The organism is Argonema galeatum A003/A1 (genome assembly GCF_023333595.1).
GTDB classification, from domain to species: Bacteria; Cyanobacteriota; Cyanobacteriia; order Cyanobacteriales; family Aerosakkonemataceae; genus Argonema; species Argonema galeatum.
In genome coordinates this window covers 273112-287357 of record NZ_JAIQZM010000003.1, presented here as the reverse complement: position 1 = coordinate 287357, position 14246 = coordinate 273112, and the positions used below count along the sequence as shown (strand labels likewise).

Genomic DNA, 14246 nt, shown 5'->3' with positions numbered 1-14246 from the left:
GCCAACCGCTTCTGGTCGCAAATCTTCGGAATTGCCTTCTCCAACAAGCGCTGGCTGCACTTCTTCATGCTGTTCGTTCCAGTCACCGGCTTGTGGATGAGTTCCATTGGCATTGTCGGTTTAGCACTCAACCTGCGGGCTTACGACTTCGTATCCCAAGAGTTGCGCGCGGCTGCCGACCCGGAATTTGAAACCTTTTACACCAAGAACATTTTGCTCAACGAAGGCATCCGTGCTTGGATGTCACCTCAAGATCAGCCTCACGAAAAATTTGTATTCCCTGAAGAAGTACTACCTCGCGGTAACGCTCTGTAGTATTTAGCCTCATCCCGGCTCAGCTTTACTAGCCGAGCCGAAAACCCCTGCCTATCGATAGGCAGGGGTTTTTTGGTAATTTTTTGGGAAGATCCCCATTTTCTTGTTTTGGTGTGATACATTAACTACAGGTGAATAACACCAATACTTCAATTTCCTCTTTGAGACAAAGACCGTTCAGGGAATAAGGAGGTGATGCCTATGCAAGATAGTAGTAAAATCATGGGTCATCAGATTGGATTTAACTGGCTGTGCGCCGGGGCTGTTCTCTAGCAGTTAAGCTTAGTTCCCTAGTGGAACTAAAATAGCTGTTCCTGCTGGGCAGGTTAGAGTTCCTCCCGGCAGTCTAGTTTCAATCTGAAGACCCGCTAGACCGCTCTCAGCAATAGTGACCAAAATTTTACCAAGTCACTATCGCTGAGAGCGGATAGTTTTTTGTACCAAGAGCCAGATCGGAAACTGGCTGATGAGTGAAAGCTGCGCTGCTGTAATTTGTTAATCTATCTAAAATGTTGCAAGAGGACTCCCACCACAGCGACAGCTTGGTGGTGAGATGAATTGCAACCAACTCACAAATTGAGCGTAGCGAATCCGTTTTAGGTAGTCGCTTGATGTAATCCCGAATCACCAAGAGACACAGAAAACCCTTGAGATTTCGCATCAAGATTAATCCTCTCTTGCCTCGTCCTCGGTAAGCCTAACTTTAATGCTTTTACCCTTGTGTCTCTTGTCATATCCCCATAAATGGAGTACAATAGCAAGATCGCAAATCAGCACCTAGATCGTCAAAGAGTTAAAGTAGGGGGTTTTCAACACAAATCCTTGTTGAAGTAAAACTTTAAAGGATTGAACCCTAGAAGCTAGAAGCTTCTCTGAAACACCTCTAGTTACAAAACCAAGTGACAAAATTAGGTAAGTAGGAAGCAAAAGCATCAACTACCGTAGGGCATACGGAAAGTTAAGCCTGTGGAGAGGGAGTAAGACTCGTTAACACAAGTGTTAAAAAGCATCGCTCGTTGAATCAGGAATCTCCCGTCAAGCTGACGCTGTGACGGTGAGAATGTCAAACTCTAGGAAAGTGAACCCCGCAGCGCTTTCGCCAGTCAAATAAGTTAATTTGACCAAGGTATCGATCGGGAAATTTAGATGAATCCGTAGATTCTCTATGATGTGGTGTGAGGAGAAAGAGTAAAAATGTCCAAAATGTTGTTGAAGTCTCTGCTGTTTAGTCCGGCAATCCTGGGGGCAGCCCTAGTATTTGGCTCTTCAGCAATGGCCGCAGAAAGCCAAACAACCGCAGAAGTAAGTCAGCCCCAAGCTGTAGCAACTCAAAGTCCTGAAGCGCAGCCAATTGCCGCAGCCAACCTGAAGTTGGATGCCTTACAACATATAGCTCCAGCGCAGTCAGCAGCAGAGGAAGACGCTGCGGCTGGCTCTAAGTTGGAGACGCCTTTCGCTGAAGCTCCTATTTTGCAGCAGAAGGCAGCTGCTTCCAAAGCAGAAGCCCCAACCCAAGCCCGCACTTTGCAAGAGAAAACGCTGGCTGATAAGGCACCAACTGCTGCTCCCGCGTCTCGGAGTTTATCGTCAAATACGGTAGCTCAGGCAGCACCCTCCAATAGTTCGGGTAATTTAGACCAAATTCTCCAATACAGCAACGAAGGCTCCGCCAACAGAGTCTCGGAGGGTCAAGTTACTTCCGTATCTCAATTGCGGGACGTACAGCCTACAGACTGGGCTTTCCAAGCACTGCAATCCCTGGTTGAGCGCTACGGTTGTATTGAAGGTTATCCAGATCGGACCTATCGTGGCAACAGGGCTCTGACTCGCTATGAGTTTGCGGCTGGGTTAAATTCCTGTTTAAATCGGATTCAAGAACTGATTGCGTCGTTGCCTCAAGGTATTGGCAAAGAAGATTTGGCCGCGCTGCAACGGTTACAAGAAGAGTTTGCGGCGGAATTGGCTACTTTGCGAGGCCGAGTAGATGCTCTGGAAGCTCGGACGACGCGACTGGAAGCGCAGCAATTCTCCACTACGACCAAGCTGAAGGGAGAAGCTATTTTTGCTTTGGCTGATGCCTTTGGGGGTAGCAACATTGGTAGTGGTGTTGACGACAACAACAATACAGTCTTTCAAGACAGGGTACGTTTAGAATTCCAAACCAGCTTCACGGGTAAAGATATCCTGCACACCCGTATTGCAGCCGGTAACACTGTCCCCTTTAATAATTTCCCAGGCAGTACGTTTACTGACGGCGACGGTAACGGGACATTTCGGAGTACAGCAGAAGGTACGTTGCAATATTTCGTTGGTGGCGGTGGCAACAACGATATTGTATTGGACTGGTTGGCGTATGAATTCCCGTTATTTGGCAGCTCGCGTGCGTATGTTGCCGCTTTTGGGGGACTCCACGCTGACTACGCCGACGTTTCCAACCCTTACTTCTACGACGGTGATGGTGGCAATGGCGCTATTTCTGCCTTTGCACAACAGAACCCCATCTATCGGATTGGTGGCGGTGCAGGTGGTGGAATCAGCTTCAGTGTAGGACGCGGCGGTAGCTTTTTCAAACCAAGTTCCATCACTGTGGGTTACTTAGCGGGGGGTTCGGGTATTAATCGCCCCGGTAATTCTCCTACTGGTGCCAATAATCCGACCGATACGAACGGTCTGTTGGATGGTAACTATTCCGCTTTGGCGCAACTAAATTTCAGCGTCAGCAATAGCCTTGGCTTTGCTTTAACATACGTTCACAGTTACCACAACACCGGCAGCGACATATTCGACGGTGGCGGAGGTGCTGGCGGTCGCCTCGTTGGTACCAGTCTGGGTAATTTGCCATCCACACTTCTGGGTACATCACAAAATGGAACCAGCACTCCGATTGCGGCGAACTCTTATGGGGCGCAAGCTGCGTTTCGACTCAGCAAGAATTTTTCGATCAGCGGCTGGGCTTCTATGACAGACGCAACCCTGATCCGTCGTGGAACCGCACAAATGTGGACTTACGGACTTGGCGTTGCTTTACCCAACATTGGCAGAGAGGGTAATGTTTTGGGTCTTTTTGCCGGTGCGGAGCCCTACTTGACAGGTATAGAAGTTGCTGGCCCAGACCCCAGGTTCCGCCGAGATATTCCTTGGCACTTGGAAGGTTTCTACAAGTTCCAACTCACAGACAACATCTCGGTAACGCCGGGTGTGATCTGGCTAATGGCTCCCGATCAGAATAAGAACAATGATGACATCTTTATCGGTACGCTCAGAACTACCTTCACTTTCTAGCTGATGAACAACTGACTCCGAACAGAACAAAAGCCCCGATAACGGGGCTTTTTTATGGGCGCATCTCGATCTAACTGCCCCCCGACCTCCCAAGTTTGGGGGGAGAAAGTCCAGTTATAGCAACCGCCTTGGCGGTTAGGACGTTCTTAATTCCACCAAACCCTTGATTCTAAACCCTTCTGACCCTAGTCCCTAGCCCCTAGCCCTTAGCTATATATTATGTCCGGTTGCATCGTTAGTGTAAGAGTGATATCGTCAAATTTTCTGTTTTCATCGTAGGTTAATTTTTTACCGCAGATAAAGAAGGATGAACGCAGATGAACGCAGATATGAGAACGCGAATTTTTTAGGCAACCGATGCGTAAGGACATGATATAGCAACCGCTCTCGTCGGTTAAGGCATTCTTAATTCCACCAAACCCTTGATAATAAACCTTTCTTACCCTAGCCCCTAGCCCCTAGCCCCTAGTCCCTAGCTATATTACCCCCAAGTTTGGGGGGCGAAAAGTTCTGTTCCCCCCAAACTTGGGGGGTTAGGGGGGCGAAAAGCGTGAGTCCTAACAAACAAAGCCTGCAACCCAAGAAAGCAGATTCCGGTAAACCGATAAACTCCAGTATATAACCGGAGTATAATGAAGAAAGTAATGAGCTTAGAGAAAGTTGGGTTTCGTGCGCTGCTCAACCCAACCGACAATTCTACTGAAGCCGAAACTAAACATAATCAACCGGAAACGATATACTGTGGAACTCTCGTGTAAAAGTGAATACGCGCTTTTAGCTCTTTTAGAGCTGACAATTCACTATCAGAGCGGCGAACCGCTGCAAATTCGGCAGATTGCGGCTCAGCAAAATATTCCCGATCGATATTTAGAACAATTGCTGGCGACTATGAGGCGCTGCGGTTTGGTGCGTAGCCAACGCGGAGCGAAGGGAGGCTACGTTCTGGGTCGCGAACCCTGGAAAATCACGCTTTTGGATGTGGTGTACTGTCTTGAGGGACTAGATTCTCAGTCATCTTCAAACGATGCTCCGCCCAAAACCCTAGAAAGTGCTGTGGTGCGAGAAATTTGGCTGGAAGGGCTGCAAGCAGCTAATTCAGTTTTGCAAAAATATACACTACAAGATCTGCGTGAGAAGCGAGATGCTAGGCGTCAACTAGATATTATGTATTACATCTAATTTGGTCATTGGTTATTGGTCATTGCTATGAACCATGAACTCAAGGACTATGGACTATGGACTATTGACAAAGGACAAAAATATGCGGATTGCCCATGATATTACCGAGTTAGTCGGTCGCACGCCTCTAGTACAGTTAAATCGGATTCCACAAGCAGAAGGCTGTGTGGCGCGAATTGTGGTGAAGTTGGAGGGGATGAATCCAGCGGCTTCTGTTAAAGACCGCATTGGCGTGAGCATGATTGATAAGGCTGAGGAGGAAGGGCGGATTACACCGGGCAAAACAGTGTTGGTGGAACCAACTTCTGGAAATACGGGGATTGCTCTGGCGATGGTTGCTGCGGCTAGGGGTTATCGGTTAATTTTGACTATGCCGGAAACTATGAGCAGCGAGCGACGGGCGATGTTGCGAGCTTATGGAGCGGAACTGCAACTGACTCCAGGCATTGAGGGTATGAGCGGGGCGATTAGGCAGGCGCAGGAGATTGTGGAAATGACGGCCAATGCCTATATGCTGCAACAATTTCGCAATCCGGCTAACCCGCAAATTCATCGGGAGAAAACAGCACAAGAAATTTGGGATGATACGGATGGGGAGGTGGATATCCTGGTGGCTGGGGTCGGCACTGGTGGTACGATTACGGGTGTGGCCGAGGTAATCAAAAAGCTGAAACCTTCCTTTCAGGCGATCGCAGTCGAACCTACCAATAGCCCAGTTCTTTCAGGTGGAAAACCAGGCCCGCACAAAATTCAGGGTATTGGGGCTGGATTTATTCCCGAAGTGCTTAAGGTGGAATTAATTGATGAGACGATCGCAGTTACCGATGAACAAGCGATCGCTTACGGGCGTCGTCTAGCTCGCGAAGAAGGGCTGTTATCCGGTATTTCGACTGGTGCGGCGCTGTGTGCTGCGATCGAGGTAGCCCAGCGAAAGGAAAATGAGGGACGCTTGATAGTGATGATTCAACCCAGTTTTGGAGAACGCTATTTGAGTACGCCTTTGTTCCAAGATCCAGAACCCAAAATATCGACTCTTGGGTTAGCCTAATAGTTCACCAATCTGATTTTGATAGGCACGGTATCCCCAACTTCCCTGCTTTCGACCTATCAAGATCGGTTTGGCCTACTACTGAATTAGTGTTATGGCAGATCCCAATCACTACGAAACCCTACAAGTCAGTCCGCAGGCTACTCAAGCTGAAATCAAGCGATCGTATCGCCAATTAGCCAAACTCTATCATCCAGATAGCCAGCACGAGAAAGCCAATCACGAGCAAATCGTCGAACTTAACGCCGCCTATGAAATACTGGGCGATGGACAGCAGAGACAGTCATACGATCGGCAACTACGCAATCCCTCACTAACCTCCTCTGGCAATTGGCAACAGCGGACTAAAGCTGCCCAAGAACAATACCAGAAACAGCGACAAAATGCAAGAGATACCGACGAGCAAATTCAGCGATGGCTCAACCAAGTTTATCAGCCAGTCAATCGCTTACTTTGCCGCATTCTCAATCCCCTAAAGGCTCAGATAGATAACCTCGCCGCTGACCCCTTTGATGATGAACTGCTGGAGGCTTTTCAGGATTACCTCAAAGACTGTCGAGACTTTTTAGAGCAAGCGCAGCTTTATTTTCGTTCCATGCCCAATCCCGCCCAAGTAGCTGGCGTTGCAGCAACCCTTTATTATTGCCTAAATCAACTAAGCGATGGGATTGACGAATTAGAGTTCTTCACTTTCAATTATGACGATCGCTATCTGCACACGGGTCATGAAATGTTTAGGATTGCCGCCGGACTGCGCCGCGAAGCTCAAGCTGCCTTGAAAAATGTTGCTTAAGGGCATGGGGCATGGAAAATTTCTCCTTCCAAATCCTCAATCTTAATCCTGTAGATGAAATAGAAGCGGGAATTGGTTTATTCTGGAACAAAGTACTTTACAAAAATTTACTTTTATCCTTCGCTCCTCCCCACGTGGATTCATGAAATGTATTGTTAATCGTCGCGCTCAGTTTTCGGCTAGCCACAGGTACTGGTTACCCGAACTAACTGAAGCGGAAAACATTCAGCGGTTTGGTGCCTGCACCCGCGCACCCGGACACGGACATAACTACGTCCTGTTTGTCTACATGGCGGGCGAACTGGATGAGTACGGCATGGTGCTGAACTTATCTGATGTTAAGCACGTAATCAAGCGAGAAGTCACCAGCCAACTGGACTTTTCCTATCTCAACGAAGTCTGGTCAGAATTTCAAGAGACTCTTCCTACTACCGAAAATATAGCACGGGTAATCTGGCAGAAGCTGGCTCCCCATTTACCTTTAGTGCGTATTCAACTGTTTGAACATCCTGAACTTTGGGCAGATTATTTAGGAAACGAAATGGAAGCTTACCTCAGCATTGGTACTCATTTTAGCGCCGCTCACCGGCTGGCTCGCCCTGACCTCAGCTACGAGAAAAACTGCGAGATTTATGGCAAGTGCGCTCGTCCTAACGGTCACGGTCACAATTATCATTTAGAAGTCACAGTCAAAGGCGAAGTTGACCCGCGTACCGGGATGTGTGTCGATTTGGGAGCTTTGCAAAAGGTCGTTGACGACTATGTTGTCGAACCTTTCGATCACACTTTCTTGAATAAAGATATTCCTTACTTTGCAGAAGTTGTTCCGACGGCTGAAAATATTGCTATTCGCATTCGCGATTTACTGCAAGAGCCGATTCTGGAATTGGGAGCCGAGCTTTACAAGGTAAAATTGGTGGAAAGTCCCAATAATTCTTGTGAAGTTTATGCTACTGAATCAGTGTCGGGTTCATTTGTTAGCAAAATCAGTGAGCCTGTTTTGGTGCGTATATAATTATAGCATAAAAAGCATAAATCGCACCTCTAATTTAAAGAGTAGGACTTACGCAGAGATCCCCCCAGCCCCCCTTAAAAAGGGGGCTAAAAATAACCTATTTTTTGATCTTTTTGGCAACTATAAGATACTGAAATGTGACGAAATCCCTAAAGAGAGGGACAGCTAGATATTTATAAAATCTTCTCAGTTCTCCTCCCCTGCCGGTTCTATAGTTACGCTCTATTTTAACAATCTCTAATTCTGCTTCTTGAAACATATCTTCAATGTTTTTTAAAGTAAAAAAACGTAAGTGAGTTCGGTCGTGGATTCCACTTTTTCTGTAAGGCCAGTAACCTTTGACAACTAAGTTTAACAAAGTATCGTAGTGTCTAATATTTGGAATACTTGCAATTACAATTACTTCAGGTGCTAAAAGTTCGGTAGTCTGTTTTAAAACTCTCCACGGGTCTTTCAAATGCTCTAAAACATCTGCAAATATTAGACAATCCAAATCTTTTAAAGAAGCTTTGCTATGCCAATCGATTTGTTCAATATCACCTACGATAACCTCATCCAAATTATTTTTGGCTACTTCAGCCATTTCTTTGTCAAACTCAATGCCGATAACTATTTCAGCACCTTTCGATTCTTCGATCCTTTTGCCTAGTTTTCCTATGCTACAACCGACATCGATTACTTTTATAAGTTTGGCAGGAACCAACGTTAAAACATCGTTTCTTTCTCCGATATAAGCAGGATTGAAAATATTTGTTTCTGCTTTCATAATGCCCTCATATTAGTAAGTAGGTCGGCGCAAATAAATCATTCATTATTGGTATTGGTTGCGATGATAGCGCTATCATCGCAACCAATACCAAATCCAGAAATTTTACGTTTGTTACATAGCTTTGTTTTTTATTGCGGACTTGCTTATTGACTATTTTTTATCTAAAAACGATCGCACGGTAGCCATCAATTCATCGATATTCAAAGGCTTGCTGAGGTAGGCATTGGCACCAGCAGCCAAACAGCGATCGCGATCGCCCGCCATTGCGATCGCAGTTACAGCGATCGTCGGCACATTTTTCCACAAAGGGTGAAGCTTGAGGTGACGAATGATCTGAAAGCCATCTACCTCTGGCAATTGGATATCCATTAAAATTATATCAGGTAAAGATTGAGGTGTTACCAGAGGAGAGTTAATCATTTCCATCATCGTGCGACCGTCATAGATTAACTCAACTGCATAGCCTTCCAGTTCCAGCACTTCAGAAATTAACGCTTGATTGTAAGGCTGATCCTCAACTACTAACACCCGTTTGGCATTTGATTTGTCAATAGTCATTTTTATTTTGTCATCTGTCATTTGTTTTTTGCTAGTAACTAATGACGAATGACTACTGACTAATGACTCCTCTCGCATTTCGGTCAAAGGTAGCCAGATCCGAAATGTAGAGCCTTCATTTTCCACCGATTCCAGGGAGACAGTACCGCCGTGCAGTTCCGCCAATCGCTTTGTTAAAGCCAAACCTAAACCTGTACCTTCGTGACGCCGAGTTAAAGAAGCATCTACCTGCTGGAAAGGTCGGAACAGCAAATGCCACTTATCCTTGGCAATGCCGATTCCAGAATCTTTTACTTCCAGGCACAGATAAGGGGTACTGGGATTGATAGGACTGCGATCGGGCCGATATTCCTTTGCCAGTTTATTTCCATAAATCAATCGACTGCTGAGCTTAATTTGTCCGCCTTCCGGCGTGAATTTAACGGCATTGGAAAGTAAATTAATCAAAATTTGGCTGACGCGACGCTCGTCCAAGTTCGCGTTCTTGAGTCGATAGTCAATTTCCAACGAAAGAGCCAGTCGTTTTTTATCTGCACGCGGCTGAATCATCTTCAGGCATTCGGTACAGAGGTATTGCAGGGAGACAGGTTGTAGGTCGATTTCTGCTTTGCCAGCTTCAATTTTGGATAAATCCAAAATGTCGTTAATCAACTGCAATAGGTGTTGACCGCTTTTTTCAATCGTTTGGACATAGCCGATCTGGCGATCGCTCAAAGAACCGGCCTTTTGTCTCAATAACAAGTCAGAAAATCCGAGAATGCTATTGAGGGGTGTCCGCAGTTCGTGGGACATGGAGGTGAGAAACTCAGATTTCATCTGGGATGCTCGCTCTAAGTCCTCGTTAATCTGACGCAGACTCTCTTGAGCTTGAGCGCGTTCGATCGCGACACCCAAAGTCCGACAAGCTGCCAGGAGCATATCCTGTTGGGGAGCTTCTTGTAACTTCTGCAAACTGCGAGATTCCAGGGTTAAAACCCCTATGATGGTGCCATCCGCAGCTGGAATGGGAAAAATGCCCAACTGACCGATCGCTGGGTGGCGAAACCCCGGTAGTGCGTTTTGGTGGTTGTAATAATCTTCCACAAAAATTGGCTTGCCCGTTTCCACCACTTCCCAAAGTAGTCCTTGACCGTAAGGAATGCCTCTAGAGAGCAGCGCTTCCATTTCAGCAACAGCGACTTCGCCGTAAGTGGCAATAAATTGTCCCAAAACTTTATTGGTGAGGACGCCTGCTTGGCGATCGACTCCTTCTCCAGTAATTACCTTAACATCGCCAAAAGCTGCACCCATTACTTCTACCAGATAGCTAAGGGCAAACTGCCCAATTTCCCGCAGATCGGTAGCAGGCTGTAGCTGTTCTGTTAAGCTTAATAAAAAAGCTTGACGCCTCACTTGGGCATTTAAATTTGCCTGTGTCAGCTGAGCTTCCTTTAGGGCTCGCTGGTAGCTGGTCACGTCTCGGAAGGTAAACAGGCATCCCCCGTCTGATGTTACGGTGGCGTAAACATCAAGGCAGATGCCATTGCTTTGCTCGATATAGTAGGAAACATTTTCAGCCTCTGCTTGCTCAATAGTAGAAACCAGCTGTTTGTGCTGCGCTTCTAACCAGTAGCCCTGCGCTAAGATTTCAGCAAAAACAGCTTCATACGTCGGCTTGCTTTGCAGCCACTCTGAGGAAAAGCCCCAAATCGCAGAAAGCTTATTGTTGAACAAGACAAGTCGATGGGATCTGTCAAATATAGCGATCGCATTGTCCACTTGGCTTAAAATTAGTTCCTGCTCTTGCTTGAGTTTTTGCAGGCGCATCTCAATTGGCTCTGGGTGCATAGTTTCGACAGAGGCTGGGTGCAGACAATATTAAAGCAACTTTACTTTAGTTTACAAGATGTAATATTTACGGTTGGTGAGACTGCTCTCCATTTGATTGCGATCTGAAACACCTCTTGTAGGAGGGTGTCGATCTAAACAAGAAATGGCCTCGACTAGATGTTGGTGTATCATCGGAGCTTACCCAAATATGGCTTTTGTCATTGGTAGGTAAACATGACCCAGGTGGGTGAATACATCGGCAAGGTTGTGAGGGAAACTCTTTAATTAAGGACGTGAGGAGCTAGACTCCATGCAAATAGCTGAAAAATTAGCCCAGAATTGGCTCGCTCGGCTCCAGGTAGACTGTCCGAACTACGATCGGGCAACATACGAGAGTATTATTAGCTGGCTATTGGGAAAAGATTTAGCGCGGTTTGAGGAGCTAACCGCCAGCCAGTTAGCAATTGCCGAGCAAGCAATGGACTATCGCTACCGCATTTTACTGCATCGGTATCTGGGAGTCGGGCCAGAGCGAGCTTATCGTAATTTGATTACTCGGCTGGGTTCTCTGGTAATGCTGCGAAATAAAATAAAGACTTGGGTCTCCCTCAGCCGCGATCGCCACCGGGCTGTGGTCGATGTCTTACAAGAAGTAATTCAAGAATTGTTACACAGCGATCGCTATTTGCAGCAGCAAATCGCCTGGATTACCAAGTGCAGCTCGGATTCCCGACTGCGAAACGCCCTACTGCTTGCTTCCGCCGAAGAATACTGCCTGCGGCCCATCCGCAACCAACCGCTGCTGCTTTACCGTTTTGTCAACTACCTGCGTCGATCGGGACGGGGAGGTATCACCCACGTGCCAACAGGCGACCTAGTGCGGCTAGTTTCCGAAGAAGTGATGCCGGAAGATGCAGACAACCCAGTCAGTCTGCTAGACGCCCAAGCAATGGCTCAGTATCAAGAAACCCAAGCTTGGGAAGAAAGAATGGCAGCGCGGACATCTGTAAAACAGGAATTTGAGTCTTACCTGGTTCAAACCGTCGGCCCAGTCGCTCAAGATTGGCTGGAGCTTTATCTCCAGGGTCGCTCCCAGGAAGAGATCGCCCGTACCTTGGACAAGCCGATCAAGGAAATTTATCGGCTGCGGGAAAAAATTAGCTACCACGCCGTGAGAGTCTTTGCCCTCAAAATCCAACCTGAATTAGTAGCCAATTGGCTAGAAACTTCCTTACAGGAACACCACCTGGGTTTGACACCGAGCCAATGGCAGGAATACTGTTCAAGCCTCACGCCTGAGCAACGCCTACTCCTGGACAAACTGGCAACTGGCAAAACCCTAGAAGCGATCGCCCAAGATTTGAACCTGAAAACCAATCAGGTCATGGGCGAATGGAGCAAGCTTTACCTAGCAGCGCAAGAAAAGCGCAGCCCTTCTTAAAGAGCGTATAAAAAAACTCAAACCTTTTTATTAAATAGGACTTACGCAACTGGCACATAGAGTAGGGTGCATCAGAGTTGCCATCAAGGCTGTACAGAGGAATCAAAAAGAGTTATAATATTCTCTTTAACTGTAAGGGTGCTATTGCTGGCTGATATCCAATTGAATTTAGACCTATAACCCTAAAGTCAGAAAATCTTTCTTTAGAGGTAAACAGTCTTGACTAAAGAATGACACTTTAGTATCAAAAAAAGCATTAAATGAGAGAAGGGTAGGGTGTTCTAACCACAAATCCTTGGTTGGGTCAAACCTTCTGGGTACAAAAGTGAAACTGACACATTTGTAGGCTGGCTGCGAAAGTTGGGGTAGCAGAATTGGCCGCCAGCATTGTGTCGCAGCCTCCAAGTTCACTCCTGGGGAGAGTGTTAAGTTATGGGTTTCCAGTTTTGAATAGAAGAGAATCTGTACAGGCGAGTTTAACAAAGTAGACTCGTCTAAAAATAGATAAAGTAGTTAAACCTACCTCTAAAAATTCAAACCCAAAACTGAAAACTTTCGCTCCGGAAAAGGAGTGTGTGAGATGGTAGTAAGCTTTAATAAACACCTATGGCACCCTTGGCAAGTAACCTAGTAAAGCTCAAGCAGAGCAGCGATCGGCAAGCATTTTTCTCACCTCAACCTGACAAAGGGATGGAACAGGCGAATTACGACGTAACGTTCCGGTTAATTGATGGTATCCTTCCCTTTGAAGCTTGCCTGTATCATCAAGTTCTGCCCATTTCCCTAGAGGGAACCCACCTTAATTTGGGCATGGTGAATCCCGATGACTCTGCCGCGTTGGATTACGTGCGCCGCATCTTGGCCTACATGAATTGCTCCCTGGTGCCGCAGCCAATTTCAGCAGCAAAGCACCAAGCAGTGCTGTCGGCCTACTTAAACCATATCGGGCAGCTAAAGCAAGCAACTGCCAAACAGCAGAACACTCCATCTGAACAGGAGTTTGACCAAAACGCTCAACCCACGCTGATTGTAGATAGTCCAGAAAATTTAAAAGAACAGGAGTTAGAGCCAAGTTCGTCACAGGTGACAGCGCCACCCACCACTTCAAGCCATTCATATACCCCTTCGCCCCAGCCCCCAAAGGATACACCTGAAAAGCAAAAGCTAAAGACAAAATCGCCCCAGCCGCCAACGCCATCCTCCGGCGTGGGCTTGCCTGTTTTAGAAGTACAGGCACATCACATATCAAGCCCAGTGGAAGTTCTGGCGACCCTACCACCTAAAAACTTGCTACAGGAGTTGCTAGCAAGAGTCCTCGCCGGAGGAATCGGTCGGCTTTTTTTCGAGCGACATCCAAATAGCGGTCGCATTCTCTGGAGTCAGAATGGTGTCTTGCAGTCCGTGTTGGAAGGATTGGATACCGCTGTGTTTCAGGGAGTGATCAACGAGCTGAAGCGCTTGACCCACCTGTCTTTGATTTCGGTAGAACACCCGAAACAAGTAGAGATCGAGAGAATTTATCAACAAAACCGTTTGCTGTTGCGCTTGCGGGTGATGCCCGGTACTCACGGAGAAGAAGCAACGCTGCAAGTATTGCGGGGAGCAGCTTTGAAGTTCTATCAACAGCAGCAGCTGGAAAATTTGAGTCGAGATGCCTTGACTATGGCCCAGCAGCTCCAGACCAAGATAAATGAAATTCAAAAGCGCACTCGCATCGATCCGACTCTAACAGCAGGACAGTTAAATGCTTTGCCTGCTCTAGACCAATTGCTCAAGAGCCTGAACCAACAGCTGGAAACGCTGAAATTGCTGCAAGTGGAGATGAACTCTGACGATAACGTTACCAGTTGAGGTAGAGAACCGATTGCTTTGTTGCTCAGCAGGCTGGTCATGGCAGCGAAAATAGAAAGGTTTGCAAGGAAGTAAAGGCTGACTGCCCTAAAAAGGTACAATACTAGAGCGGATACCAAAAACTGTTTGTTGGATTGGTTCTAAACCAGTTATCGCTAGACTAGGAAAATACCAGCTAACCTTTGC

The 14246-nt window shown here is 46.9% G+C and carries 10 protein-coding genes and 1 pseudogene; 9 read left to right on the top strand and 2 right to left on the bottom strand.

Annotation, left to right across the window (positions count from 1 at the left end; translation table 11 throughout):
- The 7 genes and pseudogenes from LAY41_RS06075 to LAY41_RS06050 all read left to right on the top strand — a co-directional run.
- Positions 1-315 (top strand): annotated as a pseudogene (locus tag LAY41_RS06075) (photosystem II D2 protein (photosystem q(a) protein)); the annotation flags it as partial.
- Between the two features lie 1194 nt (positions 316-1509).
- A complete protein-coding gene (locus LAY41_RS06070) occupies positions 1510-3597 on the top strand; it encodes an iron uptake porin (protein ID WP_249095263.1) in 2088 nt (695 codons plus the stop codon).
- 741 nt (positions 3598-4338) lie between these two features.
- Positions 4339-4776 (top strand): Rrf2 family transcriptional regulator, encoded by a 438-nt coding sequence (locus LAY41_RS06065; RefSeq protein WP_249095260.1) that lies wholly within the window; start codon positions 4339-4341, stop codon positions 4774-4776.
- Positions 4777-4858: 82 nt separating this feature from the next.
- Positions 4859-5824 (top strand): cysteine synthase A, encoded by a 966-nt coding sequence (cysK, locus tag LAY41_RS06060; protein ID WP_249095304.1) that lies wholly within the window; start codon positions 4859-4861, stop codon positions 5822-5824.
- 94 nt (positions 5825-5918) lie between these two features.
- Positions 5919-6617 carry a J domain-containing protein gene (locus LAY41_RS06055; protein WP_249095257.1) on the top strand — a complete coding sequence of 233 codons (699 nt, stop codon included), beginning with the start codon at positions 5919-5921 and terminating at the stop codon, positions 6615-6617.
- An 11-nt stretch (positions 6618-6628) separates the two neighbouring features.
- Positions 6629-6763, top strand: coding sequence for a hypothetical protein (locus tag LAY41_RS32180; RefSeq protein WP_275973933.1), 135 nt, complete (start codon positions 6629-6631; stop codon positions 6761-6763).
- Positions 6760-7632 carry a 6-carboxytetrahydropterin synthase gene (locus tag LAY41_RS06050; RefSeq protein ID WP_249095254.1) on the top strand — a complete coding sequence of 291 codons (873 nt, stop codon included), beginning with the start codon at positions 6760-6762 and terminating at the stop codon, positions 7630-7632. Before LAY41_RS32180 ends, LAY41_RS06050 begins: the two co-directional genes overlap by 4 nt.
- Positions 7633-7729: 97 nt before the next feature.
- Here the strand turns inward: LAY41_RS06050 and LAY41_RS06045 are convergent, their stop codons facing one another.
- Together LAY41_RS06045 and LAY41_RS06040 are read right to left on the bottom strand one after the other, a co-directional pair.
- The gene (locus tag LAY41_RS06045; protein ID WP_249095251.1) at positions 7730-8398 is read right to left on the bottom strand and encodes a class I SAM-dependent methyltransferase; all 669 of its coding nucleotides are present in this window, start codon (positions 8396-8398) and stop codon (positions 7730-7732) included.
- Between the two features lie 153 nt (positions 8399-8551).
- Positions 8552-10765: a hybrid sensor histidine kinase/response regulator gene (locus LAY41_RS06040; protein WP_338022942.1), complete on the bottom strand. Its 2214-nt coding sequence runs from the start codon at positions 10763-10765 to the stop codon at positions 8552-8554.
- Positions 10766-11078: 313 nt separating this feature from the next.
- On the opposite strand from LAY41_RS06040, the gene LAY41_RS06035 reads away from it, so the two are divergent.
- The gene (locus LAY41_RS06035; protein ID WP_249095248.1) at positions 11079-12209 is read left to right on the top strand and encodes a HetZ-related protein 2; all 1131 of its coding nucleotides are present in this window, start codon (positions 11079-11081) and stop codon (positions 12207-12209) included.
- 606 nt (positions 12210-12815) lie between these two features.
- A complete protein-coding gene (locus tag LAY41_RS06030; protein WP_249095246.1) occupies positions 12816-14060 on the top strand; it encodes an ATPase, T2SS/T4P/T4SS family in 1245 nt (414 codons plus the stop codon).
- Positions 14061-14246: the final 186 nt, after the last annotated feature.